Annotated in this window: 12 protein-coding genes; 9 read left to right on the top strand and 3 right to left on the bottom strand. The window is 69.4% G+C overall.

Annotated features, from left to right (window positions below):
* Window positions 1–241: 241 nt before the first annotated feature.
* Together ABZ348_RS26845 and ABZ348_RS26840 are read left to right on the top strand one after the other, a co-directional pair.
* Window positions 242–8,023 (top strand): SpvB/TcaC N-terminal domain-containing protein, encoded by a 7,782-nt coding sequence (locus ABZ348_RS26845; RefSeq protein WP_358937235.1) that lies wholly within the window; start codon window positions 242–244, stop codon window positions 8,021–8,023.
* A 60-nt stretch (window positions 8,024–8,083) separates the two neighbouring features.
* Complete coding sequence (locus tag ABZ348_RS26840; RefSeq protein WP_358937233.1) at window positions 8,084–17,998, top strand: neuraminidase-like domain-containing protein; 9,915 nt, start codon at window positions 8,084–8,086, stop codon at window positions 17,996–17,998.
* 206 nt (window positions 17,999–18,204) lie between these two features.
* On the opposite strand, the gene ABZ348_RS26835 is transcribed toward ABZ348_RS26840, so the two are convergent.
* Window positions 18,205–18,669 carry a MarR family winged helix-turn-helix transcriptional regulator gene (locus tag ABZ348_RS26835; protein WP_358937231.1) on the bottom strand — a complete coding sequence of 155 codons (465 nt, stop codon included), beginning with the start codon at window positions 18,667–18,669 and terminating at the stop codon, window positions 18,205–18,207.
* An 85-nt stretch (window positions 18,670–18,754) separates the two neighbouring features.
* Here ABZ348_RS26835 and ABZ348_RS26830 point away from each other — a divergent pair, with 85 nt between their 5' ends.
* From ABZ348_RS26830 to ABZ348_RS26820, 3 genes are all read left to right on the top strand, one after another.
* Entirely contained in the window at window positions 18,755–19,630 is an 876-nt protein-coding gene (locus tag ABZ348_RS26830) for an alpha/beta hydrolase (RefSeq protein WP_358937230.1), read from the top strand.
* A 42-nt stretch (window positions 19,631–19,672) separates the two neighbouring features.
* Complete coding sequence (locus ABZ348_RS26825) at window positions 19,673–19,804, top strand: hypothetical protein (RefSeq protein ID WP_358937229.1); 132 nt, start codon at window positions 19,673–19,675, stop codon at window positions 19,802–19,804.
* A gap of 86 nt (window positions 19,805–19,890) precedes the next feature.
* The gene (locus tag ABZ348_RS26820; protein WP_358937228.1) at window positions 19,891–20,868 is read left to right on the top strand and encodes a hypothetical protein; all 978 of its coding nucleotides are present in this window, start codon (window positions 19,891–19,893) and stop codon (window positions 20,866–20,868) included.
* A 141-nt stretch (window positions 20,869–21,009) separates the two neighbouring features.
* Here the strand turns inward: ABZ348_RS26820 and ABZ348_RS26815 are convergent, their stop codons facing one another.
* Window positions 21,010–21,996, bottom strand: coding sequence for a polyprenyl synthetase family protein (locus ABZ348_RS26815; RefSeq protein WP_358937226.1), 987 nt, complete (start codon window positions 21,994–21,996; stop codon window positions 21,010–21,012).
* Window positions 21,997–22,507: 511 nt separating this feature from the next.
* Here ABZ348_RS26815 and ABZ348_RS26810 point away from each other — a divergent pair.
* A complete protein-coding gene (locus ABZ348_RS26810; RefSeq protein WP_358937224.1) occupies window positions 22,508–22,957 on the top strand; it encodes an ATP-binding protein in 450 nt (149 codons plus the stop codon).
* 41 nt (window positions 22,958–22,998) lie between these two features.
* Here the strand turns inward: ABZ348_RS26810 and ABZ348_RS26805 are convergent, their stop codons facing one another.
* Window positions 22,999–23,913: an AraC family transcriptional regulator gene (locus ABZ348_RS26805; protein WP_358937222.1), complete on the bottom strand. Its 915-nt coding sequence runs from the start codon at window positions 23,911–23,913 to the stop codon at window positions 22,999–23,001.
* Window positions 23,914–24,046: 133 nt separating this feature from the next.
* Here ABZ348_RS26805 and ABZ348_RS26800 point away from each other — a divergent pair, with 133 nt between their 5' ends.
* Genes ABZ348_RS26800 through ABZ348_RS26790 form a run of 3 tightly spaced genes read left to right on the top strand, consistent with a single transcriptional unit; the run spans window position 24,047 to window position 26,972 of the window.
* Window positions 24,047–25,093, top strand: a complete 1,047-nt coding sequence (locus tag ABZ348_RS26800; protein WP_358937220.1) for an iron ABC transporter permease — start codon at window positions 24,047–24,049, stop codon at window positions 25,091–25,093.
* On the top strand, window positions 25,093–26,172 hold the full coding sequence (locus ABZ348_RS26795; protein ID WP_358937218.1) for an iron ABC transporter permease: 1,080 nt from the start codon (window positions 25,093–25,095) through the stop codon (window positions 26,170–26,172). Before ABZ348_RS26800 ends, ABZ348_RS26795 begins: the two co-directional genes overlap by 1 nt.
* Complete coding sequence (locus tag ABZ348_RS26790) at window positions 26,169–26,972, top strand: ABC transporter ATP-binding protein (RefSeq protein WP_358937216.1); 804 nt, start codon at window positions 26,169–26,171, stop codon at window positions 26,970–26,972. Before ABZ348_RS26795 ends, ABZ348_RS26790 begins: the two co-directional genes overlap by 4 nt.

Here is a 26,972-nt window from a genome sequence, read left to right as displayed (position 1 = left end):
TGACCGGGCACCACCCCAGAGGGTGGTGGTGGCCGACTGACCAAGGGGACAGCGGACCGGCGCACTTGGACCGGCGCGTTCCCACGACCGCACGCCGGGGGTGTGGCGCTCGCCGGATTTCGGCAGAGCCGTATCACCCGTCCGAGCGATGGGATTCGGCCGCGGAGGCGGCCTAAAGTGCTGTCGTCAAAAGCCGCTTCCGCAGTGCGTGTTGAACGTAGGGCCATGGAGGCGAAGTCCCATGCTGGACTCAGTAGTTCCGCCTACCCCCTCCCGTCAATCCCCGTCCGCCACGGCGCGTCAGGACGACACCGGCGTCCAACCCCCCTCCGTGACCCTCCCCAAGGGGGGCGGAGCGATCCGTGGGATCGGTGAGAAGTTCGAGACCAACGCCGTCAACGGCACCGGTACGCTCGCGGTTCCCTTGGCTGCCAGCCCCGGCCGCTCGGGCTTCGGCCCGTCCCCGACCCTGCGCTATGACTCCGGGTCGGGAAACGGTCCGTTCGGCTACGGCTGGCAGCTCTCACTTCCCGCGATCACTCGCAAGACCGACAAGGGACTGCCCCGCTACGGAGACGACCCCGAGGACGTCTTCCTGATCTCCGGGTCGGAGGACCTCGTTCCGGAGCCCGGCCCGTGTCGGCGCGTGCGCACCGACGGTGGGCACACCTTCGCGGTGCGGCGCTACCGGCCCCGTACCGAAGGGTTGTTCGCGCGCATCGAGCGCTGGACGGACACCACCACCGCCGAGACCCACTGGCGGTCCATCTCGGCGGCTAACGTGACCACCCTGTACGGCCGGACGTCCGGGAGCCGCATCGCCGACCCCGCTGATCCCCTGCACGTCTTCAGTTGGCTGATCTGCGAGAGCTACGACACCAGCGGCAATGCGATGGTCTACGAGTACAAGCCGGAGGACTCCGACGGCCTCGACCTCGGCGCCGCCCACGAACGGAACAGAACCCGTACGGCGCGCTCGGCGAACCGCTATCCCAAGCGGATCAGATACGGCAACACCACACCGCGCCGGGCCGATGGGGACCCTACGCATCCGGCCCCGGACAGCCGGGTGACCGACCTCCCCGCGCCGGCCGCCGCCGTTCGTACGGTTCCGACGCACACCGGCGACCACGACGCTCCACCGGGCTGCCCCGACCGCATCGGCCCGGAGACGACCGCACCGACGACCGCCCGGCCCGAGTGGATGTTTGAGCTGGTCTTCGACTACGGCGAGCACGATCCGGAACATCCGCTCCCCGCCGAGTCCATGCCGTGGAGCGGTCGGCCCGACCCCTTCTCGACGTACCGCGCGGGCTTCGAAATCCGTACCCATCGTCTCTGCCGACGCACGCTGATGTTCCACCACTTCCCCGCGGAGCCGGGCGTCGGCCCGGACTGTCTCGTCCGGTCCACGGACTTCGCCTACCGTGAGGACCCCACCGCCACCACCCTCGAAGCGGTGACGCAGGCCGGATACCGGCGCCCATCCGACACCGCCGGATACGTACGCAAACCGCTGCCCCCGCTGGAGTTCGGCTACACCGAGGCGCGGGTCGACCCCCGACTGCGAGAACTCCCGCCGGAGAGCCTGGAGAACCTCCCGACGGGACCCGAAGGGCCGGGCTACCGATGGGTCGACCTCGACGGCGACGGCGTGGCGGGAATCCTCACCGAGCAGGCCGGTGGCTGGTTCTACCGACGCGCCCTGGGGGACGGACGGTACGAGCCCGTACGCCAGGTCGTTCCCCGCCCCGCGCCCACGCTCGGCGGCGGAGCCCAACTCGTCGACCTCGCCGGTGACGGACAACTCGACCTCGTCGAGTTCGAAGGCGGATCCCCCGGCTTCTACGAGCGCACCGCCGATGCCGACTGGTCCCCCTTCCGGCCCTTCCTCGCCCTGCCCGCTCTGCCCTGGCGCGATCCGAACCTCCGTCTGGTGGACCTGACCGGCGACGGTCTCGCCGATGTGCTGATCACCGAGGACGAAGTGATCAGCTGGTACCCCTCGCTCGGCGAGGACGGGTTCGCGCCCGCCCAACGGGTCCGGCCGTCCCTGGACGAGGACTCCGGGCCCCGTCTCGTCCTCGCCGACCGCGAACAGTCCATCCACCTCGCCGACATGTCGGGCGACGGGCTCACCGATCTGGTGCGCATCCGCAACGGCGAGGTCTGCTACTGGCCGAACCTCGGATACGGCAGGTTCGGGCCGAAGACCGTGATGGGCAATGCCCCGTGGTTCGACGAGCCGGACCAGTTCGACCAGCGGCGCGTCCGGCTCGCCGACATTGACGGCACCGGCCCGGTGGACATCCTCTACCTGCACCGATCGGCGGTCCGGATCCACCGCAATCGCTCCGGCAACAGCTGGGCCCCGCCGGAGGAACTGCCCGTACCCTTCCCGCGCGCGGACAGCCTCGCGCAGGTCTCGACGGTGGACCTGCTGGGCAACGGCACCGCCTGTCTGGTGTGGTCGTCACCGCTGCCGAGCGACACGGGCCGGCACGTCCGCTACGTCGACCTCATGGGCGGGGAGAAACCGCGCCTGCTCGTCCGGGTGTCCAACGGCCTCGGTGCCGAGACCCGGATCAGCTACGCCCGCTCGACCGCGTTCTCGCTCGCGGACCGGGCAGCCGGGCGCCCCTGGGTCACCCAGCTGCCGTTCCCCGTACACGTCGTCGAGCGCATCGAGACCCTGGACCGGATCAGCGGCAACCGGTTCACCTCCCGATACGCCTACCACCACGGTCACTTCGACGGTGTCGAGCGCGAGTTCCACGGCTTCGGCATGGTCGAACAGTGGGACACCGAGTCCTTCGCCGCGCTCGCCACCACACCCGACACCCCTTTCGATCCCGCCACCCATGTGCCGCCGGTGCTCACCAGGACCTGGTTCCACACGGGAGCGGATGACGCCGGGCGTTCCGCGCTGACCGGCGAGTACTTCCGGGAGCCCGACGGAAACCGGACGCAACTCGCGGAATCGACCGTGCCGGCCGTCCCTCTCACCCCTGACGAGCGCCGCCAGGCCCATCGAGCGCTCCGGGGCGCCGTGCTGCGCCACGAGGTGTACGCACTGGACGGTACCGAGGTGGCGGGACGCCCGTACACCGTCTCCGAACACAACTACACCGTCCGGCTGCTCCAACACGCCGACCGCGGCCCCCGGCCGCCCGGAGCCGAGGCCGCCCACGCGGTGTTCCTCGTCGAGCCGAAGGAATCCGTCACGGCGCACTACGAGCGCACCCTCGACCCCAGGACCAGCCATGAAGTGGTCCTGGAAACAGACGACTTCGGCAACGTACTGAGCTCGGCTTCCATCGCCTACGGCCGCCACATCCGTACGGAAGACACATCGAACCCCGACGACCGTGCACCCCAGGAACGCCGTCATGTCGTCCACACCCAGCACCGCTACACCAACGCCGTCGACCTGCCGGACGCCCACCACACCCCGGCACTGTGCGAGACACGCGTCTGGGAGGTGTGGGGGTTGTGTCCCGAGGGCGGGCTCTTCACCCCCGCCGAGTTGGACGCACAACTGCGTTCGATCACCCGAGAGGTGCCCAGCGAGCGTTGGGACGAGGACCCCACGGTCCGTGCACGGCGGTTGCTCGCACACACCCGCACCCGCTTCCGCCGGGACGACCTCAGCGGTCCGCTGCCACTGGGATCGCTGGAGCCGAGAGCACTTCCCTATCTGAGCCACCGGCTGGCCCTCACGCCCGGTCTGGTGACGGAACTGTATGGCGACCGGGTGGACGACGAACTGCTGTCGGGCCCCGGCGCCTACGTACGGCAGGACGGTGACGACGGCTGGTGGATCCCCTCCGGCCGTGTCTTCTACTCGCCGCACCCGGACGATCCGTACCGGGAGGAACTGGCCCACGCACAACGCCACTTCTTCCTGCCGCACCGGTTCCAGGACCCGTTCGGGGAGCTCACCGAGGTGAGTTACGACCCGTACGACCTGCTCACCCGACAGGTACGGGACCCCGCGGGCAATCTGGTCACCGTCGGGGAGCGGGACGAGGACGGGCGGCCGAGCGGCAACGGCAACGACTATCGGGTCCTGTCGCCCAGGCTGGTGACCGACGCCAACCGCAACCGTGCGGAGGTTCTCTTCGACGCCCTCGGCATGGTGGTCGCGACCGCCGTGACCGGCAGGACGGGCGAAGCCCTCGGCGACACGCTCGACGGCATCGAACCGGACCCCGACGACACGCTCATCGCCGACTACTTCGAAGCCCCCCTCACCGACCCGCACCGGTTCCTCGGCGGCGCGACCACACGCGTTCTCTACGATCTCTTCGCCTACGCCCGCACCCGCCATCAGCAACGGCCCGACTGCCCGGCGCTGTCCACCCTCACCCGGGAAGCCCATGCACACGATCTGGCCGAGGGCGAGCAGTCGCCCGTCCAGCAGAGCTTCTCCTACTCGGACGGGTTCGGCCGTGAGATCCAACAGAAGGTCCAGGCCGAGGCGGGCCCGCTGAGTGAGGGCGGACCGGTGGTGGAACCCCGTTGGGTCGGCACCGGGTGGACCGTCTTCAACAACAAGGGTAAGCCCGTCCGCACCTACGAACCCTTCTTCTCGGCGACCCACGCCTTCGAGTTCGCGGTTGCGGTGGGCGTGAGCCCGGTGCTGTTCTACGACCCGGTCGAGAGGGTCGTCGCGACCCTCCACCCCGACGACAGCTGGGAGAAGGTCACCTTCGACCCCTGGCACCAGAAGACCTGGGACCTCAATGACACGGTGCTGGCCGATCCCCGCGAGGACTCGGACGTCGGCGGGTACGTACGGAACTATCTGTCGGGCCGCCCACAGTGGCGCAGTTGGTACGAGCAACGCATCGACGGAAGCCTCGGTGCTGCGGAGCGATCCGCCGCGGAGAAGACCGCCGTCCACGCCGCCACCCCCGCCGTGCAGTGGCTGGACAGTCTCGGCCGCCCCTACCTCAGCCTGGCGCACAACCGCTTCCGCGAAGGCGACACCACCCGGGAGGAGCGCTACACCACCCGGCACCACCTGGACGTGGAAGGCAATGAGCGGGGGATCGTCGATCCCCTCGGCCGGACCCTCGTCCGGCAGAAGTTCGACCTCTCGTCCAGCAAGGCGTCGGTGGACAGCGCGGACGCCGGGCAGACGGTCACCGTGCAGGACTGCGGTGGGAAGACGATCCTGTCGTGGGACGGTCGCGGCTACACCACCCGACTGACGTACGACGCCCTGCGACGGCCCGTCGGGATCCACGTGAGCCGGGACGGCGGCCCGGAGCTCCTCGTGGAGCGGACCGTCTACGGCGAGTCCCATCCCGACGCCGAGACCCTCGGCCTGCGCACGCACTACTACCAGCACTACGACGGCGCCGGAGTCGTCACCGCCGAACGCTACGACTTCAAGGGCAATGTCCTGCGCACCAGCCGGTCATTGGCCGCCGAGTACCGCGAAACCGTGGACTGGTTCCCCCTGGGCCCGCTGAGCGACGCCGAGATCATCGACCATCCGCCCCACGAGTTGCTGGAACCGGACGAGTTCGTCTTGACGACGACCTACGACGCCCTGAACCGACCGGTCACCATCACCTCGCCGGACCGCAGCGTCGTCCGCCCCGGATACAACAGTGCGGGACTGTTGGAACGCGTCGACGTCCGGCTTCGCGACGCCGACCCGCGGTGGACTCCCTTCGTCACCGGAATCGACTACGACGCCAGGGCCCGTCGCACACTGATCCACTACGGCAATGCGATCAGGAGCGAATACGCGTACGACCCGATGTCCCACCGTCTGGCCCGGCTGCGCACCACCCAACAGACGCGAGTCCTCCAGGACCTCGGCTATGTCTACGACCCATCGGGCAATGTCGTCCATGTCCGCGACGACGCCCAACAGACCGTCTTCTTTGACAACACGGTGGTCGAACCCCACACCGACCACACCTTCGACGCCCTCTACCGGTTGGTCGCCGCATCGGGCCGGGAACACATCGGCAGCCTTCCGACACCTCAGCCCACCTGGAACGACGAAGCCCGCCGTCATCTGACGCACCCTCATGACGGCGCCGCCATGCGGACCTACACCGAGCGGTACTCCTACGACGAGGTCGGCAACATCCTCGCCCTCGTCCACCGGGCGGCCGGCGGTGACTGGACCCGCCGCTACCACTACGCCGAACCGAGCGTGCTGGAGCCGGAACGCCACAGCAATCGGCTGACCAGCACCCGGGTGGGAGCCGGCCCCCTTGAACCGTATGCCTACGACGCCCACGGCAACACCCTCACCATGCCGCACCTCGCTGGCCTGGAGTGGGACCACAAGGACCGCCTCCACCACGTGGACCGCGGTGGCGGCGGCATCGTGCACTACGTCTACGACAGCAACGGTCAGCGGGTCCGCAAGGTGGCCGACCGACACAACGGCACCCGACAGTCCGAGCGGATCTACGTCGGCGGCTTCGAGGTCTACCGCGAGTACGAGGGCGACGGCAAGGCCGTGGCGCTGGAGCGGACGACGCTGCACGTCATGGACGACGCACGCCGGGTCGCACGGGTCGAGAACCGGACCGTGGGCGACGACGGCACGCCCGAGCACCTGATCCGGTACCAGTTCGACAATCTGCTCGGCACCGTCTGCCTGGAGGCCGACGACCAGGGCGTTCCCACGTCGTACGAGGAGTACCACCCGTTCGGCAGCACCTCCTACCAGGCGGTGCGATTCACCCGCGAGCCGTTGAAGCGCTACCGGTTCACCGGCAAGGAACGCGATGAGGAGACGGGGCTCTACTACCACGGGGCCCGCTACTACGCGCCGTGGCTGGGGCGTTGGAGCAGCGTCGATCCCGCGGGTCTGATCGACGGCCTCGCTCCCTACACCTATGTCAGAAACAACCCGGTGACCCTCTCCGACCCCACCGGGCACCTCAGCCTCGGCCAATGGGTGGGCATCGGGGTGGCCGTGCTGGTCGGGACCGTGGTCACCATCGCCACCGCGGGCCTCGCGGGTCCCGTCGTCGGCGCGACTGCCGCAGCCGTGATCGGCGGCATCATCGGTGGCGCCGCCGGTGGGGCCGCGGGGGAGATTGCGGAGGCACTCACCGACGGCAGAGCCGTCACCAAGGAGAACGTGGGCAAGGCGGCGTTGATCGGGGGAATCACCGGCGGGGTACTCGCGGGCGCGGGGGCCGGGGTCTCCGCGGCCCTAGGCACCACGGCGGGCAAGGCGGTGGTCACCAAGGTCGCCTCCTCCGCGATCGGTCAGGGCGTCGGCGGGATCGCTAAACGGGTAGCCCAATCCGTGGTGGGACGCGGCGCCTCCAGGGCGAACGCCGCGATCAAGCGCCCGTCCGAGCGTGCCGGACAGTGGATCGCCGACCGTGTCGGCACCGGTCCGAGGGTCCAGGCCGCGCGGACCGCCCAACTGGCCCGGGAGCGTGCGGCAGCGACCACCCGGAACGCCCAGGGAGTGAAGGACGCCACCCGGGAGATCACCTCGGCAACGGGAGAGGAGACCTTCTCCCACTCGGTTGCATGGCGGGGCGGCGACAACGGGGGGTTCACCGGCGCCCTGGTGGAGTCCCAGAGCGGACTACAGATGTCCACCGACGGGCTGCGAGCTCAGTGGGGCGAGGGCGCCTATGCCTTTGGCGGCCCACTGGAAGCCGGTTCAACGGGATCGGCCTTCCAGTTCAAAGTGGCCCCCCAGACAGCCATCGAAACGGTGACTGTCCCGGGTCGCACGCCCATCGTGCGCCTCGTTCCCCCACCCGGATCACCTGTAGTGCCCATCCGCATCACCGGTAACAACTTCCCTCCGGGGGTTTTGGAGGAAGGCCGAGAGGCAGCCGCCCAGGCGATCTGGCCGAGGCCCCAGCCTCCCGTCCCCTTCGGATATCCCCGCCCGAGCACCTCCGATGCATCCGGTCTGACAGGCGGCCTCGGCGGCCTGTTCGGCACAGTCCTCATCACGCCCATCGCCCCCCAGGACGACCAGAGCCCCACCGTCCCCTCCGTGGGAGTGCGGTTCTAAAGACACCTCCCAGCGTTCCCGCATCGGGAAACACTCGCCATCGGACCGAAAGGCGCACTCATGGCGTCGCTCATCGTGATCCGCCTCCACCCGGTCGAGCCGATCGACGGGCCCGCCTTCACCGGGTACCTCAACGGGCTCAGCATCAAGGCGTGGGACCTCACCACCAACAGCCCCCTGGACGGCGTCGAGGTGGGCACCGCCGCCTATCGAGCGCCGGAGAACCCCGCCGTGCCCTGGGTCCCGCACCCACGGACCACCATCGTCCAGCACTTCAGCCCGCTCATGGCCGGTCAGCCGCCGACCCTGCCGCAACCGCTCTCCGTGGCGACCGCGGTTATCAAAGTGCCCGACCCACCCGACCATCCCGAGCACCTGACCAGAGACCTCAGGCTGGAGATCACCCGCGCGGGCAAGCGGATCGTGCACCGCCAGATCTACCTCAACGTCCCGGAGGCCAACCACGCCTGGCCGATGCACCCGGCCGACATGCCCGGTCTCGGACCGAGCCTCTTCCTCGCCCTCCCCGCGGCCTCACTCGACAGCCAGAACCCCCTGGAACTCCCTGCGAACGGCACCCCGCCGCGGTTCGCCGATCTACGGACCGCCGTCCTCGACGTCCTCGGGAACGACCCCGGCAACCCCGGCATCATCGGCGCGCTCACGCCACAGCAGGCCCGACACATCGCCTACGAGATCGTCTGGAACCGCGCGCTGCGCCCCCTACCCCTGCCCGACCCGTACACCACCAACGGCAAGCGGTCGTTGGAAGCCATGTACACCGGCAGAAAACGCGATGACGACGAGAGCGAACAGGCCCGACGTCGTTTCGAAGGTGAACAACAGGCGTACTACGCCAAGGGCAACGCCGAGGCCGAACGGCTCTCCGGCTTCGTCTACGCCCTCAGCACCGCCGTCGCCGCCGAGGCGGACAGCCGGGCCGCCGAACGCGCCGGCCTCGACTTCCCCGTCCTCCTTGGCCCACCGGACCCCGAGGTACCGACCGGGGCCCGCTACCGAGAGGCCAAGGTCATCCTCACCGGGCTGAACGTCCTGCCGGAGCCTCGGTTCGGCGTGCCCGCCGCGTACTTCTACGTCCTCTCGGCGACCATGCCGACCTCGGTCACCGCCGACAAGCGCTACCAACTGGCGCTACTCGCCGAGCCGGGACAGACCCGGGACACCCTCCGCGCCGCCGTTGCCCTCGGCGTACTGGAGGAGGAGGCCGACGAGGACGGCGTCGGGTTCGTCGCACCACTGACCGGCAGCCCGCTCGCCAACATCTCCCAGGCGGCGCGCAGACTCCGCGCCCTGGGCGCGGCCACCGGCCCGGCGGCGACCCTTCCCGTCGCTTCCGTACGGTCGCTCGTCGAGAGTTGGCTCACCGTCAAGGAAGAGTCGACCGACGGTTTCTGGGCGGCTCCCACCAGCCCGGTCCAATGGGCCGCGCCCCATCTCGAACTGGTCCTGACCGCCCTGACCGCCGGCCACGCCCGGTTGATCGCCGCGATCAAGGCGTTCCCCGTCTCCTCCGCGGCCCAACTCGCCGAGCGGACTCCCGCCGAGTGGCGGGAGAGGTTCGGCCGACCGGTCGATGTCCTGCTGCTGCCCCCCTTCATCACGGGCGGCAGCCCCGACGACCGGGTCAACGCCTTCATCCGACACGTGGCGAAGTTCTTCACGCTCCGCACCGAGCCCGGGGACCGCGACGACCCCACCCCGGAAGGACCGCCCCGCTTTCGCGAACTCACGGACGACCCCCTCAACCGGTTTACCGGCTTCTACGACGCCAGTGGCACGGACCCGTTCGTTTTCGGTACGGGGTGGGACCGGGACCGGATGCGCACCGCCGTCATCGACGTCTTTCCCGGCGACCGACAGGCACGGGCCTGGCTGGAACAACTGATCCACACCATCGACGAACTGACCCTGCTCGCAGCGGACGTCGACGACGAGGACCTGAGCTTCTCCGTGATGGAGGCGCTCTACGCCCGTGGCTTCACCAGCCGGGGACAGGTGCGCCGAACGTCCGTCGAGGAGTTCACCCGGGCGCTCACCGGGACGATCGCGTACGACCTGGCTGACGTCATCCACACGGCCGCCGGGGACAGCGGGGCCAACGGCGGCGACGAGGGATTCGTCCCCGTCAACCCTGGAAGCCTGGTGGACTGCGTCCCACCGGAGTACCTTTCCCCACTCGGCCCGGTCGCCTACCTCCATGAGCTGCTACGCCTCAGCTCCCGCTCCACCTGCGATGACCCCACCCCCGGCGGGGACTTCAGCACCATCGGCGATCTGGTCGCCGACCGTCGCGGGCCCCTGGGAGAGCTACGGGCGAGTGATGCCAATCTCACCACGCCCCTGCCACTGATCGATCTCGTCAACGAGTGTCTGGAGGAGGCCGCCGGCCACCCCGATGAGCCCGTCGGCGCTGTCCACGACACCAGCGGCACCCAGGTGGCCGGCCACCGGATGCCCAATCCGCACGACCCGGCCACCCTGTTCGCCGCCCTGCCCGAGCACTCCACCCCGGCCACCCCGGTCGCCCGACCCGCGGCCTACGAGGCCCTGCGCCGGGACTTCAGCGCCCCCGTCCTGCCGTACGCCCAGTCACTTGACGTCAACCGCACCTATCTGCGACAACTGCGCACCAGCCGGTACGACACCCTGCGCCGCTTCCGACGCGACATCACCGAGCACGTCCTCGACCCGGCCGCCGAACCCGCCGACTTCCAGCGCCACCTGTGGCGCTACCCGGTGCGCGGCGACCTCGCCCCCGAGTACCTCGGCATCACCCCCGAGGAAGCCACCTTGCTCTACGGCGCCGACATCGGTACGGGTCCCGGTGCAGGCACTCCCGAGACCTGGGAGCTGTACGGCTTCCCCGAGGAGACCACGGGGGAGTGGCACTGGACCGACATCGCCGTACGCCTCGACGAGTTCCTGGCCCGTACCGGACTGACGTACTGCGAGTTCCTCGACCTCTGGCGCTCCCGGTTCGTGATCTTCCACAATGACCCGGGCGGCGAGCGCGACCGAGAGGAACACGGCTCCCGCTTCCCGGACTGCGAACCGTGCCACCTCGACGACTACCGCCTGCGCTTCACCGACCCCCCGGACACCGCTGCCGGGCTCCGCAGGCTCGCCGTGTTCATCCGGCTCTGGCGCAGCCTCACCGCACTTCCCTGCGGCGGCTACGCATTCGACCGATTGCGCGACATCTGCGAGGTGCTCGGACTGTTCCGTTCGGACGGCTCCGCCCATCCGGACTTCCTCCGCCAACTCGCCGCCTTCCAGATCCTGCGCGACGACTTCGGCCTCGCACTCGCCGCGCCCCAGCACCGCCACGACCCGGAGGACGACGGCTCTCGGCGCACCCCTCTCCTCGCCCTGTGGGAAGGACCGGAGTCCACCCACTGGGACTGGGCCCTCGATGAACTCCTCGACCAGGTCCAGCAGCACGCCCGCACCCGGCACCGCTGCGGCCCCCGGCCGCCCGAGTTCCGCAAACTCCTCGCCGAGAACCTCGAAACCCTCGCCCGGCTCGCCGGGTTCGGCCCCACCCCCTCGGGCGAAGGCGGCCCCGACGACTCCTGGCACGCCCGTCCGACGCACACCCTGCGATTCGCGGAAGTCCTCGGAAAGATCTTCGCCTCCGACTTCGGCATCGGCGAGCTGGTGTTCCTGTTCACCGCGGACGACCACCTCGGCGGCGACGACCCGTTCCCCCTCCAGCCGCAGAACGAAGCCCTCGACTCACCGCTCGGACTACCGGACGACGAGACCGGCTTCTCACTGTGGAGCCTGCGCGATGCGCTCCTCGCGGTGGAGGTGACCGAGGAGGAGGCGTCCGCGTGGACCTGGCCCCGCATCACCCTGTCCCTGCACGAGGACCTCGGGTTCACACCCCCTGCCGGCGGGCCCGATCCGCTGCTGGTGCTCGGGCAACACCTCTTCCCCACCGTACTGACCGCCGCCGGCTACCAGGTGTCGGCCGCCGCCCGGCAGTACCGCACCGCGCTACTGCTCCACGACACCTCCCCGGCGATGTGGAACACCCCTCCCGACGGCCCCTTCCGCTACGACACCTCAGCACAACAACTGTGGGCGCAGCTTCCACTGACCGATGAGGCGGTGATCGCCAAACTCAGCCGCATCCGCCAGCTGAAACCCACGGAACGGGCCGCAGTCCAGGAGCTGTACTTCCGGCCCCGGGCCGACCTCGCTCCCTTCGCGCTCGTCTTCAGCAACCCGGCCGAAGCGGAAGAACGACTTCTCCAGGAGCCGGACGAACAACGCCGTTGGTCCTGGTTCCAAGCCGAGTACGCCCGCTTCCACGCTCGCTGCGGGGTCATCGCGGCCCATCTGACCCGCCATGTCCGCACCCGGACCGGACCCGGTTCCACCACCGAACGGCCCGGCCACCACGGCCACCACGGCCACCACAGAAGCCATGCAGGCCATGCAGGCCATGCAGGCCATGACGGACTCGCCTGGACCCTGCTCCGTCGACTGTTCGCCGACGAGAACCGTGCCACGGGCCCGTGGGAGTCGGACTCCGGGGCACCGCCCGCCGTCACCTGGCCGGACCAGCCGTCGGGCGGTGCGTTCGCCGCACTCCTCGGACTCACCGGCACCGGGCTGCTCGGCGAGCTGACCCCGGCCGGCGGAACCCTGCTCTGGCGGGAAACCAGAGGACCCCTGTCCGCGTTCACCTCGCCCGACGACGCCTTGAACGCGGCCAACGTCCAGATCCCCACCGTGCTCCCCTCCCTCGGTCTCACCCTGACCGAGGACCAGGAACGCTTCGTCCGGGCCCGCAACGGCTTCGCCCTCGCCAACCCGGACGGCCGGCTGCTCGGTGGCGCCGAGGGCTACACCGCCCGGTGGACCGGTCAGCTGCTCGTCGACGAGGAGGGCCGATACGAGTTCCTCGCCGGTGCGCCCACGCCGAACGGCCAGGCCCCCGACACACGGGCCACGCACGGCAAGCGCTGGCGGGTCTCCCTGCGCCGCGGCCAACGCAGCTGGGTCGTTCTCAGCCACTGCTGGCCGGACGAGACCGCACCCCCGGACTGCTCGGGACCTCTGAACCTGCGCCGGGGCGTCCACCAACTCACCGTGGAACTCGTCCAGCCGCCCCCGGAGTACGACAGCCCCGACGACGTCTGCCCGACCATCGGCGGCTTCGAGATCAAGTACGCGGGGCCCGACAGCGGCGGACTGCCCGTGACGATCCCGTACGAGCGGCTCTTCCGCGACCGCAAGGACCAGCCCCTCAGCGATGGACTACGCGCCCTGGGCTCGGCCGGTGATCTGCTCCGGCTGCGGTTCACCAGCACCCTGCGCGACATCCGGCGCACCTACCAGCGAGCTTTCAAGGCCCTGCTGTTCGCCCATCGCTTCCAGCTCTCCAACGATCCGGTGGCCGACGACGGCCAGTCCGAGATCGGCTATCTCCTCGCCCACCCCGTCGAGTTCACCGGAAGGTCGTCTTACCGCCGCGGTGCAGGCTTCGCCATCCACCGCGCGCACTTCGACATCAACCTGCTGCCGGTGCAGGACAACTACCATCCGCCCGCCCCTGGTCAGGACCGCAGGGCGAGGCCCACCCCCCGCCGTCAACAGGCGCTGTTCGACTGGTGGGAGCGGATCTTCGACTACACCGCCGTACGGCGGGCCACCCACCGGGCGCCCGAAGCCCCCCTGTGGCTCCTGTTCCACGAAGCAGCCGAGAACCACCCCGACGACCCGGCCCATCTGCTGCGACACATGGGCGTCGATCTGCTGCACACCCGACTCGTCCTGCGCTTCCACGACGGCCACTCGGTCACCGGTGCCGACCTCCTGGACGAACGCTGGGCGGTACGCGTCTTCCACGCCGACCGCTGGGTGCGGGCGGTGCGGAAGAACTTCCTCGTCGACGACATCCGGACGGCCCGACCCGACCTCTGGGCCGCGATCGACCCCGGTGCCACGGCGACAGGCGAGAGCGAGAGCGGCAACCACCACCTCACCCGGTTCGTCCGGGACGGCTGCATCGAGAACGGCGAACCCCTACGGCACATCGACGTCCAACGCCTCAATGACGGCCTGCGTGAGCGCGCCAGGGCCGCGCTCACGGCATATCTGTGCGCCATGGACCGGGTGACGGGCCCCGATGGCACCCCGGTCGCCGAACCCGGCCGACTCTCCGAAGTGCTGCTGATCGACGTTGCCGCCGGGCCGTGCCGACGCGCCTCCCGGATCGAGGAGGCCATCAGCGCCGTACAGCTCTACGTCCGGCGGGCCCTTCTTGGACTGGAACCGCGGTTCACGGCCACCCCCGCCTTCCGGCAGCTGTGGGAGCGGTGCTTCGCGAACTTCGGCCTCTGGGCCACGTACACGGGCCGGCAGGTCTACCGGGAGAACTGGATCGACTGGGAGGAGTTCGAACACGCCCACCGCAGCGAGGCGTTCCGCTTCCTCACGGACGAGCTGCGCAGGTCCGCCCTCACCATCGCGGTGCCCGGCGGCCTGGAACACTGGCCGGGCCCGCGCCCGCCCGACCATCCGGGGCTGACGCCCCTCCAAGCCACGGAACCCGCAGGCATCGCGTCCCTCAGCCCCGCACGGGAGGGCTATGACCTCCTCGGCACCCCCGAACGACACGCCACCCCCTCATGGCTCTCGACCCGGGCCCTGCCCCCCTCACCTCGGACCGACGGGGCCGGAACCGAGGCGGCCCGGCCGGACCGTGACGACGAACGCCGCACCGAGGACGCGCCTTCCGGCGAGACCGTGGACCTTCCGCTCTGGATCGAGGCCGCGATCCGCCTCGGCACCCGCTTCGTCCGGGTCGCCGCAGCGGCAGAACCTCCCGCTTCCACTCGGTTCGTCCCCCACGCGGACGGCGACCCCGACACCATCGACACGGCCCGCTGTGACTGCGACTGCGGCAACTCCCACCCACCGGTCGTCGACGAGTACTACTTCTGGACCGTCGACACCCGCCAGTACGAAGAGCAGGACCAGCAGGCCGACTGGGAATGGCACACCGCATCCGCCGTGCCACGACTGCTCCACTGGGACGCAGAACGCGCCGTGTGGCTCGCCTGGTGCCGGGTGCACAACGGGCAGTTCACTCAACCGCGCCGATCAGCCGAAGCGATCCGGATCGCGGATGGCGGCGGCGATCTGGAGTTCCTCGGCCGGACCGCCGACTCGCTGGCCTTCCGCATCACCGCGGGCATCGCCCCACCCCACCACCCGCTCGCACCGACCGGATTCCGCTACGACCTGCCGACCGACGAAGCCATTGCCCTACCGCTCGTCATCGACCCGGTCGACCCACCGGACCCGGAGAGCGGCTATCCGGGCGCGCTGCCCGCCTACCCCTACTTCGGCTACCACCGGCCGGGCGCCCCGCCCGTCCCCTCGTCCCCGTACGCCATGGCCGTCGCGACCGCGGGCCTACTGCGCACCCACTGCCGCTACGACGCCGCGCTGTCCTGGTACGACCTGGCCTTCGCGCCCCTGTCGTCCGACGCGCGCTGGCAGGAGCGCTGGGAATCGGACGATTCGGCAGAACGCGCCCGACGCCGCTCGATCACCCTGCACTACACGGAGACCCTGCTCCAGTGGGGCGACGCCGAACTCGCCCGCAACACCACCGAATCCTTCGAACAGGCACGGCTGATCTTCGACACCGTCGCCCGACTGCTCGGCCGTCGCCCGCGCACCCTGCCGGCGCGCCCACCGGCCCGGCCCCCGACCGTCGAAGGATTCGACCCGCTACCCGCGCCGATCAACCCCAGGCTGCTCGCCCTCTATGACCAGGGCGCCGACCGACTGGCCCTCATCCAGTCCTGCCTCAACGCCGCACGGCTCCACAACGGCGACCCCGAACGGGACATGCCGTACTGGGGGACCGAACAACCGAAGGACGGCCGGTCCTGTCCGGACGGCGCCGACCGGTGCGCGCCCCACAGCCCGTACCGGTTCGCCTTCCTCGTCCAGAAGGCCGTCGAACTGGCGGGAGAGGTACGGGCCCTGGGAGCCGCCCTGCTCGCCGCCCATGAGAAGGGTGATGCGGAGTACCTCGCGTCACTGCGCGCCACCCAGGAGACCCAGTTGCTGAGTCTTGCGACCCAGGTCCGCCAGAACCAGTGGCGCGAATCAGACTGGCAGGTGCAAGCACTGGGCAAGACCAAGGAAATCACCCAAACGCGACGGAACTACTATGCCCTGCTTATCCAGAACGGGCTGATCAGCAAGGAGATCGAACACGAGAACCTGACCGGTACCGGGATGGCCCTGCGTACGGCGAGCAATGTGACCGAAGGCATCGCCCAGGTCATGAGTCTGATTCCGGACATGTTCGTCGGGTTCCCCTGCAACCAGATCCAACCCCCGGTCGGCTCCAAGCTCGGCGGGGTGTTCTCCGCGGCGGCCCGGATCACCAACGGCCTCGCCGACATCGCGAGCACCACGGCCGGACTACGACTGACCCAATCGGGCTGGGAGCGCCGCGAGGAGGAGTGGCACCACCAGGTGGAGGTGCTCGACATCGAACTCGAACAGGTCGAGCGCCAGATCCTCGCCGCCGAACGCCGCCGGGACATCGCCCTGCACGAGCTCAACAGCCACCAGAGGCAGTTGGAGCACTCGGCAGAGGTACGGGACTATCTGCGATCCAAGTTCACCAGCCACGACCTGTATCTCCACCTCCAGCAGGAGACGGCGGCCCTCCACCACCGGATGACCGAACTCGCCTTCCACGTCGCTCACCAGGCCCAACGCGCCTTCAACATCGAGCGGGGCCACACCGCCCGCGACTTCCTGCCCGAAGAACGCAGCGTCGAGTTGCGGGAGAGCCTGGTGGTGGGGGAGCGGCTGCAACTCGCGCTGCGCCGGATGGAACACGCGTATCTGGACGAGAACCTCCGCGAGTACGAACTCACCAAGCACTTCTCGCTCCGCCGGGACTTCCCCCTACAGTTCCTGCTGCTCCAAGCGACGGGCAGCTGTGAGATCGAGCTCGACGAGTGGATGTTCGACCAGGACCACGGGCACTATCTGCGGCGCATCAGGAACGTGGCCCTCACGATCCCCTGTGTCGTCGGCCCGTACGCCGGAGTGCACGGCCGGCTCACCCTGCTGAGCAGCCGTACCCGGACGAGTCCCGCGCTGAGGCCGCCTGCGGCGGGGTGCTGCCCCGACGGCGAACCGAGCAACGGATATCGGGCGCTCCCGGACGACCCGCGCATCGTCAACGAGTACGTGGCCACGGAAGCGATCGCCACGTCGACCGGTCAGAACGACACCGGCATGTTCGAGCTGAACTTCCGGGACGAGCGCAAGCTGCCCTTCGAGTTCCGGGGTGCAGTGAGCCGGTGGCGGATCGAGATGCGGCCGGAGAACAACCGGTTCGACCTGGACACGGTGGCCGATGTGGTGCTGCATCTGAACTACACGGCCCGGGAGGGTGGGGACGGGCTGCGGACGGCCGCTGAGGAGAGCTCCCGGCGGCGGCTGCCGGGGTCCGGAGTGCGTTACTTCGACGTGCGGTACGACATGACGGCGGCTTGGCAGGACTTCCGCTCCGGAGATCGACACGGCACGGCCGGGCGGGAACTTGCGCTCCGGTTGGGGCGGAGCATGTTCCCCTTCCTACCCGGCGGTCGGGACGTGCGGATCACCAGCGTCGAGATCTTCTTCGAGGCCGCCGACGCAACCCCCGGCGAGCACCATCTCCTGCACTTCACGCCCACCCCCGAGCACGGCCGTTCGCCCGCCGACCGTTGCCCCCCGACCGAGGTGCGTTGCGTGGCCTCGGCCGACTGGCCCGGCCTCTTCCACGGGGTGCTCCAGGACCCCGCCCTCGATCGGCGCCTCTCCCGCGCGGAAGAGCGCCACCTGGGTTCCTTCTCCTTCCCCGGCCGACTGCCGGAGGTGACGCGCGTCCTGCTGCTCTGTGGCTACGAGGTCTGTTAGAGCGAAGGAGTCGGCGAAGCGCGCGACGGGGACGGGGTGTTCGAGTCCCGTCCCCGTCCCCGCCCTCGTCACGCGGGCTGCTCCGGTGCCGGTGCCGGATCGGGGATGTGGGTCGTGCGGCGCTCGTGCACGAGCGACGGACGGCGTCCGGCCCCGCTGAGCGCGGGCGAACCAGGCATACCGGGTGCAGTGGAGCAGGTCGGGGGTCAGCGGGCCGATGTGCCGTCCTCGTGGTGGACAAGTGACCGCTCGATGCCCGTCAGCGCCAGGAGTTGGTCCCGGGAGAGCGCCCCGGTGAAATGGCGGCGCACTGAGGCGAGGTGTGCGGGCGTGGCCTCGTCGTAGGCCCGTCGCCCGTCCGCGGTGAGAACGACGTCATCGCCCCTGCCGTCGAGCTCGCACGCCTCGCGGCCGATCAGCCCCCGTCGCTCCATCCGCCCGAGCTGACGGGACAGCCGGCTGTGGGCCCAGTTCATCCGGGCGGTCAACTGGCCCACCCTGATGCAGTGAGCGGGGTCGAACATGGCCACCAGTGCGGCCAGGACGTCGTAGTCGGGCATCGACAGGCCGGATTCCTGCTCTAGATCGCGTGCGACGAGTGTGTCCACGCGTAGCTGGAGACGGCGGTACGCGGCCCAAGCCTCCTGCTCGACCTCAGCTCCTGACGACATGGCGTCAGTGTACTCGTGACATGTAACGAACCTTGCCCTACCGTATTCGTTACACGTAACGAATCTCTCGGGAGAGGGTGGACCCATGACGACCAGTGCGCGCCTGATCGACGTCAACGGGCAGAAGCTGAACACGGAGTTCTTCGGGGACCCGGCCGACCCCGCAGTGCTGTTGCTGCACGGCGGAGGGCATTCCCTGGTGAACTGGCCCGAAGAGTTCGTCGAGCGACTGGCCGCCGGCGGACGGCACGTCATTCGGTACGACAGCCGTGATGCGGGCCGATCCACGACCTACCCGGTGGGTGCCCCGCCGTACGACCTGCGCGATCTGGTGGCCGATGCAGCCGCTCTGATCAATGCCCTGGGCCCGGCCCCGGCCCATGTCGTCGGCATGTCGCAGGGCGCGGCGATCGGCCAACTCCTCGCGCTCGACCATCCGGAGCAGGTCGCCACGCTCACCCTCGCCTGCTCCACCCCCGGTGGTCCTGGGCACGACTCCCCTGACCTACCGCCGATGTCGGACCGCATCGCCTCCTTCTTCACACAGACGGACACCCCGATCGACTGGTCGGATCGCAACGCCGCCGTCGAGGCCCTCGTCGAGGGCGAACGCCCCTTCGCGGCTGCGTCACGGCCCTTCGACGAGGACGGAGTGCGCCGCGTCGCAGCCCGTACCGTCGACCGTTCGTACGACATCGCCGCCCAGTCCAACAACCCCTACCTCCTGGACGCCGGAGAGCCCTGGCGACACCGACTGGGTCGGATCGCCGTGCCGACGCTCGTCCTCCATGGATCCGAGGACCCGCTCTTTCCCGTCGAACACGGAGTCGCACTGGCTGAGGAGATTCCGGGTGCCCGGTTCATCGCACTGGAGCGGACGGGCCACGAGGTCTTTCCCCGCGAGCAGTGGGACACCGTGGTCCCGGCACTCCTCGCCCACACCGCCGCGACGGGAGCGTAGCTCCCCGCGATCCACACGCTCGGGCGGTGCATCCGGATTCCGGTGGTCTGGCACCTTGGCATCCGTATGCGCGACCGGCTGACCGTGCCCGTTCATGCGTCGGTGCGGGTGGTGGTGCGCGGGGTGGTGCGGGCGGTGGGCTGGGTGGCGCAGATTCACGGCCCGGCCGGGTGACCGCTCCGCCCGTCGCGGCGCTCGTCGGACGTCCTATCGAGAACATCGGACGGGAGTTCTCGTAGCCGAGGGATGGCGGAGCTGTGATGAAGGATCTCGGACCGCGGGCCGTGGTGCAGAAGGCGTGGGCGGCCAACCCGCCGCTCACGGGGGCCGGGATCGTACTGGGTCTGATCACCTTGGCCGCCCTCGTGGGACTGGCGGTGGATCCGAGGGAGATCACGGGGCAGCCGGCCTGGGCGAAACCCGCCCGGTTCGCGTTCTCCTTCGCCCTCTACGCCGTGACCCTCCTGTGGTTGTTGACGTTCGTCCGGAGCCACCAACGCCTCGTCCGTGTGATCTCCTGGGTCACCGCGGTCGCCGTGGTCCTCGAAGTGCTCTGGGTCGTGCGGGCGGCGGCGGCCGGTACGACCAGCCACTTCAACTTCAGTACGCGTCTGGTCAGCATCGTGGCGGTGACCATGCTGGTGATCATCTCTGTGACGGCCCTGATGGGCCTGCTCACCATCGTGCTGTTGCTGTTCCAGCGGGTTCAGCCACCGGCACTGGCCTGGGCGTTGAGCCTGGGCCTCGCCATCGCGATCGCGGGCATGGCGGTCGCCGTCCCGATGGTCATCGCTCCCACGGCGGTACAGGAGGCAGCCGCCGACCGGGGCCTGGGGATGCCGATCATCGGCGGCCACTCGGTCGGCCAGGTGGACGGGGGGCCCGGTATGCCCATCACCAACTTCAACACCACCGCGGGCGATCTGAGGGTCCCGCACTTCGTGGGAGTCCACGCCGTGCAGGCCCTGAGCCTGATCGGCCTGCTGCTGACCCTCGGCCCCCGGTCCCTCGGGCCCCGCCACCGTGTCGTGCTGGTGTGGATCGCTGCGACTGCGCTCCTGGGCCTCATGGGCGTCCTCACCTGGCAGGCGAGTCGTGGCCAAGCCCTCACCGCGCCGGACACCGGGACGGTGGCCGCGCTGATCGGGTGGCTGGGCGCGGTCGCCGCGGCCACCACGGCCGTCTTCGTCCACGCCCGATCCGCGCCACCTCCGCCCGTGCAGGAGAACGTCGGATGACGGGGCGGCGCCCGAAACCGTCCGCGGCGACGGCGGGGGGAGCCCGAGCAACTGGACCGGCGGACGGTGGAGGACGGGCGCCCCAGCGCAATGGGTGGCCGCTCGCAGGTGGTGTTTTCAGCCCCTGAACGGCCCCTTCGGCTACCGACCAGGCCGGGGCTGAAGGAGCATCTGTGCCGAAAGGTCCACCAGTTGCCGCAACACGGGTACGTAATGTGCATCGCCCCCTATGCCGTTGACGAGACGATACGCCTCATCACGGAACCCGTGGATGTCCTCCCGATATTGACGCAGCACGGCGGGCGCGAGAAGGAGGTCGGTGAGTGCGCTCCGTGCATCGGCTGACTTCTGGGCGTCCGCGTGGAGTGCCAGGAGATCCGCCCGCACTGCCGGCGTGGCCTCCTCGATGGCGCACGCCAAGAGATAGGTGACCGTACCGTTCAGGAGGTCTTCATTGCGGCCGGACAGGATGTCGTCCTGGTCGTTGAAGATCTGCCAGAGAACCCCGAAGACATAGCCGAACTCGCGCCACCGCTCTATTCCGTCCTGCGCGGCACCCGAGAGAATGGCCGCCATTGCGGTGATCATGCCGAAGGGCGCACCTGATTTCCCGCGGTAGGCGGTGATCACAGAATTCCGTGTCGCCTGCCCCGCGTCCGAACGCATGTCGTTCAATTGCCCACCGGCGGCGACGATCCAGCCGTTGGTGATCTCTGCCGTCAGTGCTCCGCGTACTGCTTCCGGAACCGCTTGCGCCTGGATGAGCTGCACCGGGAGCATATGGCCCGTGATCAGGGAGGCGAGGAGCGCCTCGTTCTCGTCGAGGTCCTCGACCTTGGCCCCGCCCTCGCCGTCGGCCAGGTCGTCGAGATAGCACGCCGACGTCCACCACAGCACATGTACGGCTGACAGTGGAATGGCGGGTCTTGGAGTGCCGGTCTCCATGGCATGGACCAGCAGTGGCAGAACGGAGAGCGGGTGCTTCAATTTCTGGTGGCGCAGCAGTTTGGTGATGGCGCTCTTGACGGCGCTCGATGCGGGTCCGAGCCGATCGAGTGCGGAATCGATCTCCGCTTCGATGCTCGGAGAGACTTGCCGATGCAACTCCAGGTAGGACAGGGAACTCACTGAGCGGGCCTCCATCGTGCGGATGAATTGAGATCGCCGTACGCCATGGGCGCGGAAAGCGCTCGCCGGGGTGAGCCCTCTCCTGCTGAGTGGTGCAATCCGGGGTGTGGCACGCAAGGGGAAGTGACCGGTGCGGGTCCGGGGTTCGCGAAGATGTGTTCGAAGTGACGCTACCGATTCGATCACTCGGGGTGGAAGCCAGCTAGAGCGACTTTTGGACTTGGCCGATTCCCCACTTCCCACCGGATGCGGTACGTGTACAGGGCGTGGTACGTGCCGGGCTGCCGCTGCGAACTTCCGTCCGGCCCCGGGGAGCGCCCCGTCGCCGTCACGGCGCGCGTGCTGAGGGCGGGGTGTTCAAGGGGCCGTCAACGGGACCGTCGACCGGGACCGTCGACCGGGGTCGGTGATCACACACGGTCACATCAAGGCCCGAGGGTCGACGGCCGGTACCCTCCGGGTGCGCCCTGCCGAAGTGGTGAAACCGGGCGGGGAGCGCCACATTGGACCCATGACATTCTGCGCCACCCAGCAATCGCCGGTCACCGTACGTGTGTTCAGGCAGTGTTTCGGTAGCACTCCCCGAGGCGCCTGGTTCGCCCGGCACCTCGCTCTCCACCAGTTCTGTCGATGGGGCATCCCGCACCGCAGCGAACTCTCCGATGATGCGCTCGTCCTCGTCGGAGAACTGGCCGCCAATGCCGTCACCCACGGGTGGGTGCCCGGACGGGACTTCGAGTTGGCCCTCACGCACGTCCCGGGGGAGGTGCTGGTGATCGATGTTTCGGACGCACGGGCCGACAGGCACCCGCCCGGGCCCGGCGAGCTCTGCGAGCCGTCGGCGGGTGACTCCCGTGGGCGAGGGATGCTGATCGTGGACGCGCTCGCCGACCGATGGACCGTGCTGGACCGTGCGCCGCTGGGCAAGACCGTTCGGGCCGAGTTGGACCTGTTCCGCTGATCCCGGGGCTCAGGGCATCCGGTTCGGAACCGGGCTGGTGCTCAAGCCGCCGACGCGGGGGACGAGCGACGTACATAGGCGCCCGGCGTCTGGTCGAAGTACTTGCGGAACGCGAGGATGTAGCCGTTCGTACTGACGAACCCGACCCGTGCGGCCACGGTGCTCACCAAATGCCCCTGGGCGAGCAGGTCCAGCGAGTGGTTGAGACGCAGCCGGGTGCGCCACTCGGAGAAGGCCAGCCCGGTCTCCGCCCGGAAGGCCCGGCGCAGACTGGTGGAGTTCGTGTAGAGGCTCTCGGCCCACTCGGTGGCCGTACGCGGATCGCTGGGCATCCGGATCAGTTCCCTGGCGACCGTGCTCGCCGCACGACTGGTGGGCTGGGGGAGCGGGAGGCAGTCCGGGTGGCCGTTCGACAGGGCCGCGAAGACGGACGAGTCGTCGTGGTGCGACTCCGAACAGCGCATCCGTCCCAACAGCATGCGGCGCTGGGCGTCCGTGACATTGACGACCGTCGTCTCCGTGTACGGCAGGTGGTGGCGCTCGGTAGTGAACGTCTCCACCACGAACAGGGAGTCGAGGTCGAAGCGGGCGCTGTGCGGGATTCCGGCGGGTATCCACAGGGCGACGGACGGGGACAACTCGTAGTCCCGCCCGAGCGCCGTGATGACGATCCGCCCGAGCGGCACATAGAGGAACTGGTGGAAGTCGTGGACGTGGGTGGGGTGGCCGCCTGCGGCGATGAAGTCGTCGTCCACGGACTCCACGGAGGGCGGTACGACCGCCGGTGCCCCCTCCGGTGCCCCGGAACCCACCGCGAGGCCGTCCGGCAGGTGGAGGTCGGTCGCCATCGCGGGAGTCACCATCGAGGGCACAACGGGAGAAGCGGCTGGATGGGTGGAAATCGTCCGGGACTCTTCCGTGGTCCCGGCCTCGGACGACAGGGCGCTCTTGGCCACGACAACCTCCAGGCGGCGGGGCCAATCTGACCCCTGAGTGTGAACGATCTGACTCCGGCCTTGGACTGCCGGGAATCGCAGTAAGGGTAACCTTACCTGTCGCTTGTCCAGGTAAGGAGCCCAGAGCAGACCCATGACTGACACGTCCCCGCTGGCGACGTCACCACCGCCACTGGCGAGGACCAAGTCCTCGCGCGGTACGACGGTGGCGCTGCTGAGCCTCATCACCCTGGTCGCCGTGCTGATCGGCAGCATCGGCCTCGGTGCCCGCTCTATCGCGCCCTCCGAAGTCATCAGCATCCTGCTGGACCCGGACGGCACCGGCTTCAACTCCCATGTGCTGTGGACCGAGCGCATACCGCGCAGCTTCCTCGGCCTCGCCGTGGGAGCAGCCCTCGGCGGCTCCGGACTCATCATGCAGGCCCTGACCATGAACCCGCTCTCCGACCCCGGCATCCTCGGTGTCGAGCAGGGCGCGGCCATGTTCGTCGTCCTCGGCATCGTCCTCTTCGGGCTCTCCGGCGTGACCGCCTACTTCTGGCTGGCCCTGATCGGAGCCGGCTTCACCGCCGCGCTCGTCTACCTGATCGGCATCCGGACCAACGCCGGCAGCTCCACCATCGGACTCGTCCTGGCGGGCGTCGCCGTCGCGGCCGTGATGTCCTCGCTCATCACCCTGCTCGTGGCGCGCGACGAGGCCGTCTACGCCCATCTGCGCTTCTGGTCCGTGGGCCAACTCACCGGACGCGGCTCGATCATGGGCGAGATCGCACCCTTCGCCATCGTCGGACTGCTCCTCGCCCTCCCGCTCGGCCGCACCCTCAACATCCTCAGCCTCGGTGACGAGACCGCCCGGGGGCTCGGCGTGCGCGTCGAACGGTCCCGGCTCGCCGCCGCGGCCATCGCCGTACTGCTGTGCGCCACCGCCACGGCCGCCGTCGGGCCCGTCGCCTTCGTCGGCCTGGTCGCCGCCCACTGCGCACGGATGCTCGTGGGTGCCGACCACCGGTGGTCGCTCCCCGTCTCCATGGCCCTCGGCGCGATCCTGCTCACCGCGGCCGACACCGCCGGACGGCTCGTGCTCGACAACGGAGAGGTCCAGGTCGCGGTGATGACCGCCGCGATCGGAACCCCGTTCTTCGTGTGGCTCGCCCGCCGCGGGGACCTGGTGCGGATGTGATGACGATCCTCGACTCCCGGCCCGTGCCGGACAAGACGACGTCCCGTGCCGCCACCATGGCCCGGCTGCGCAGCACCCAGCGGGCCAAGACCCGACGCACGACGCTCACCGTCATCCTGCTGGCCGTGGTGCTGGTGGGACTCCTGGTCGCCTCCGTCCTCCTCGGCGGTGTGGGCAGGGTCGACCCCGCCGACGTACTGCCGGCGGCCTTCGGCCTGCGCACCGGACTCGCGGACTACATGATCTTCCAGATCAGGGTTCCGCGTGCCCTCGCGGCGCTGCTCTCCGGTGCCCTCTTCGGGCTCTCCGGCGCGATCTACCAGCGGCTGATCCGCAACCCCCTCGCCACTCCCGACATCATCGGCATCTCCGCGGGCGCCGGTGCGGGCGCCACCACCGTCTTCCTCTTCGCGCCCGCCCTCGCCTTCGGTGCTCCGGTGGCCGCGATCCTCGGATCGTTCGTCCTGCTCGCGATCATCCACGCACTGAGCCTGCGCAGGGGAGGCGTCGACACCTATCGACTGGTGCTCGTCGGCATCGGCATGAGCGCGATCTGCATCGCGTACACCAACTACCTGCTCACGGTCGCCGACAAGCACAGCCTCGCCGTCGCCATGCGCTGGCTCATCGGCAGCGTCAGCGCCGCCGACTGGGACGGCGTCACCGTACTCGCCGTCGGCGCTGTGGCCTGCGGAATCTGTGCCCTGCTGCTCAACCGTTCGCTCGGCAGCATGTCCCTGGGCGACGAACTCGCGACCGGACTCGGTACGTCCGTTCCCCGTACGCGGCTGGCGGCCCTGCTCCTGGGAGCCGCTGCGGCGGCCCTCGCGACCAGCATCGTCGGCCCGATCGGCTTTGTCTCGCTGATCAGCGGCCCGATCGCCGTACGGCTGGTGGGCGCCGACCGTGCCGTGGGGCTCTCCGCCCTCATCGGCGCGGCCATCGTCCTCGGTGCGGATGTCCTCGCCCAGAACGCACCACTGATCAGCCCGGTACCGACCGGGGCCCTCACCGCGCTCCTGGGCGCGCCCTACTTCGTCTGGCTGATCCTTCGGCGCAGGCCGGAGGCCACCCTATGACCGACCAACTCGAAGCCCGGCAGATCAGCACCGGTTACGGCAAGTCCCTCATCAGCAAGGACCTGTCCGTCGCCATCGAAGCGGGGAAGATCACCGCACTCGTCGGCCCCAACGCCTGCGGAAAGTCCACCCTGCTGAAGTCCATGGCCCGACTGCTGCCGATCGCCGCGGGCTCGGTGCTGCTCGAAGGCTCCGACATCCATGCGATGCCGACGCGCGAGGTCGCCCGGCGACTGGGCATCCTGCCCCAGTCACCCATCGCCCCGGAGAGCATCACCGTGGGCGATCTGGTCTGGCGGGGACGCCATCCCCACCGGCAGTTCGGCCAGCGCCGCACCGAAGCGGACGAGGTCCTCATCGTCGACGCCCTGATGGCCACGGGCACGGCCGAACTCGTGGACCGTCCCGTCGACCAGCTCTCCGGCGGCCAGCGCCAGCGGGTGTGGATCGCCCTCGCCCTCGCCCAGGACACCCCGACGCTGCTCCTCGACGAGCCGACCACCTATCTCGACATCGCCCACCAGATCGAGGTGATGGACCTGCTCGCCGATCTCAACGAACAGACCGGCAAGACCATCGTCCTCGTCTCGCACGACCTCAACCAGGCTGCGCTGTACGCCTCTTCCATCATCGCCATGCGCGACGGCTCCATCGTCCGCCAGGGCACCCCCGACGAAGTCCTCACCGAACAGACCGTCGCCGACGTGTTCGGACTCCAGTGCATCGTTGTTCCCCATCCACGCACCGCCCGGCCCCAGATCTTTCCCCTGGGCCGGCGCGATCTCACCCAGGAGAAGTAG

Source organism: Streptomyces sp. NPDC005963, assembly GCF_040638655.1.
Lineage (GTDB): Bacteria > Actinomycetota > Actinomycetes > Streptomycetales > Streptomycetaceae > Streptomyces.
The sequence above is the reverse complement of the archived record's forward strand: the minus strand, read 5'-3'. Positions and strand labels throughout refer to the sequence as shown.